Consider the following 2,892-nt stretch of genomic DNA (forward strand, 5'->3'; position numbering starts at 1 on the left):
GGGATCGACACGTCCAATGGTATCGACATCGTTACTGGCAATTTCAACGAATTTTGCCTTGGAGGCTTTATTATGTTTATTAATGATAAATGCTGTACCACGAACATCGGTAATGTCATGCACCTTTTCACCTTTGGCCAAGCGGTGCATCACCTCGATAATGGCACGCTCACCATTACCATACATCAACAGGTCGGCCTTTGAATCCATCAAAATGGAACGACGAACCTTGTCTGACCAATAATCATAGTGTGCGATACGACGTAGACTGCCCTCAATCCCTCCCAGCAATACAGGCACATCTGGAAATGCCTCACGACAACGCTGGCAATACACGGTTGCCGCACGATCAGGGCGTTTATTTGCTTCATTGTTTGGAGAATAGGCATCATCCGAACGGATTTTACGATCTGCCGTATAACGGTTGATCATTGAATCCATGTTCCCAGCCGTTACCCCCCACGCAATGGTGGGCTTGCCCAGCACACGGAAGCTTTCCACATTGGTCCAGTCTGGCTGCGCAATAATCCCGACACGGAAGCCCTGTGCCTCAAGCACACGCCCAATCACACCCGACACAAAGGAAGGATGGTCAATATAGGCATCACCACAAACCAAAATAAAGTCACATGCATCCCAGCCGAGCAGGTCCATTTCTTCTCGTGACATCGGCAAAAATGGTGCGGGTTCAAAACACGACGCCCAATATTTGTCGTAATCAAACAGCGCTTTGGGCGCGGTCTGCATGGTGTAGGCAGTAGACATGGCTTGCGAATCTCGGCTAGCAGATGGAGGAGAGACATCTAAAGATGAAAGCCGATCATTTTAACATGAATCTGATTCATTTTCCTTGTTTATAAAACATACAGAAACAAAGAGATAAGAATTAATCTGCCTAAAATTCACTCGCAATCTATAAATTTTCAAGTGGGTACTCAATGAGGCCTGTAATAACCATTCGTTACCAACTGAATCGTTCTTAATAATGGATATTGCTCAGGAATTGCATTTCTTGCCATCTCTACACATTTCATCATGTTATTTTTATTATAAAGCCTTTAGATGAATTGATAAAATCAGGCCAAAAGCCAATACCAACACCACACTGAGATTGATCCCAATCCAGCCAAAGTTTTCCCAGATCAGGCCACCACTACTTCCCAGCAAACTGGAACCGATGTAATAGCAGAATAAATACAGCGATGCAGCCACCGCCCGATACTGAATTGCCTGCACAGATACCCAACTGCTGGCGGTGGAATGTGCTGCAAAAAAGGCAAAGGCAAAAATAATCAGTCCCAGCAAAATTACCCAAAGCGCTGGAATCAGGGTAATCAGCAGTCCAGCCATCATCATCAATAACATGAGGGGTAAAACTTTGGCCCGACCATATTTAAAGCTCCACTGTGCTGCTTTTGATGAACTGTAAATTCCTGCCAAATAGGCAATCGAGATTAAACCAATCCAGCTTTGTGATAATTGAAATGGTGCTTCCAGCAGGTGATAACTAATATAATTAAACACCGTGACCAGACATCCCATCAGGATAAAACCCTCGGCAAACAGGATGCGTAATTTACGGTCTTTTAAGTTTTGTTCAAACGCTGCCTTAAAACGGGAAAATCGAAAAGGATAGGGTTGAAAATGCTGGGACTTGGGTAAGAGTAAATAGAACAGACAGGCAATGATAAGATTGATAAAACCAATAATATAAGTTGCTGATTGCCATGAGATAAAATCAACCAATACCCCTGCAATCAAACGTCCGCCCATCCCTCCAATCGCTGTGCCTGAGATATACAACCCCATCGCCAAACCAATATCTTTCTGTGAAATCTCCTCTCCAATATAAGTCATTGCAACTGCGGCAACACCACTCACCGCCAAGCCTATAAAAATACGAGTTGTTAAGAAAATTTCCCAGATTGGAAAAGACGCACTGACCAGCAATAAAACCGAAACAAGGAACAAGGTAAATACCATAATCGGTTTGCGCCCGAAACGATCAGAAATAAAGCCTGTAAACAGCAGGCCAATGGCCAGGGCAATGGTGGAAAAGGATAATGGAAAACTACTATGTGTCGGGCTGACCTGAAAGAACTTTGCAAAAATCGGCATCATCGGCTGCACACAGTACAGGGATGAGAAAGAGGCAAACCCTGCAAAGAACAATGACCATAAAATCGCGGTAAATGATTTTGAACCATATTCAATATGGGTTTTGACAATGTCCGACATAAATCAGCTTTTTCTACAGGTCTGATTTGATTTTAGTCTTTTTTAGACTCCCTGTAATGACCGCCTTTAAAAAACCCTGAAACGTTGGGCATTGCATATGATTTTCTGCGGGACATACTGCCGCATGCCTCAACCCCTCACTGATAAAATGTAACTATCTGGCCATAATCCTGTATTTTGTAGGTTAAAGCGTACACAGGTTGCGGTGATTGGCGAATAGCTGATAGCAGGTTTATCCCCTAATATACAAATCATAGAGAGACAGGAAGTCTCATTCAGAACAACAAGAAGCACAGGACGTGGTCGCTGACAGGAGTTGGCGGTAAGAAACCAAATATGAGAAAGCCTCGACAGGATGTCGGGGCTTTTTTATTGCCCTGGTGTTTAATTCGCATAGACATAGAACGATAAAATAATCGCTATTGACTCCCTCAATTTGGCTTAATACCATGACTCATCATTTTATTTTTCTGGTTGTTTGCTTTGCAAATCCTAACAACTCAACAATACATTCTTGAAAAACCCATCTTGCTGCTTTTAAGAATCGGTCTGGTTCTGAGCGCTATCACCCTGTCTGCATGCAGCAGTCTAAGCGGATCATTTGCCAATCGTTCCAATCAACTCTCATCAGGATTACAAACCGCTTATTCTGTT

Annotated in this window: 1 protein-coding gene and 3 pseudogenes; 1 reads left to right on the forward strand and 3 read right to left on the reverse strand. The window is 43.3% G+C overall.

Annotated elements, in window-relative coordinates:
- The 3 genes and pseudogenes from B4H32_RS10705 to B4H32_RS10715 all read right to left on the reverse strand — a co-directional run.
- Positions 1-765 (reverse strand): annotated as a pseudogene (locus B4H32_RS10705) (YgiQ family radical SAM protein); the annotation flags it as partial.
- A 282-nt stretch (positions 766-1,047) separates the two neighbouring features.
- Entirely contained in the window at positions 1,048-2,238 is a 1,191-nt protein-coding gene (locus B4H32_RS10710; RefSeq protein WP_004680802.1) for an MFS transporter, read from the reverse strand.
- Positions 2,239-2,251: 13 nt separating this feature from the next.
- Positions 2,252-2,392, reverse strand: a pseudogene (locus tag B4H32_RS10715) (MerR family transcriptional regulator); the annotation flags it as partial.
- Between the two features lie 329 nt (positions 2,393-2,721).
- Here B4H32_RS10715 and B4H32_RS10720 point away from each other — a divergent pair.
- Positions 2,722-2,892 (forward strand): annotated as a pseudogene (locus B4H32_RS10720) (lytic transglycosylase domain-containing protein); the annotation flags it as partial.

Origin of the sequence: Acinetobacter sp. UBA2063, from assembly GCF_002333245.1 — a bacterium.
Lineage (GTDB): Bacteria > Pseudomonadota > Gammaproteobacteria > Pseudomonadales > Moraxellaceae > Acinetobacter > Acinetobacter parvus.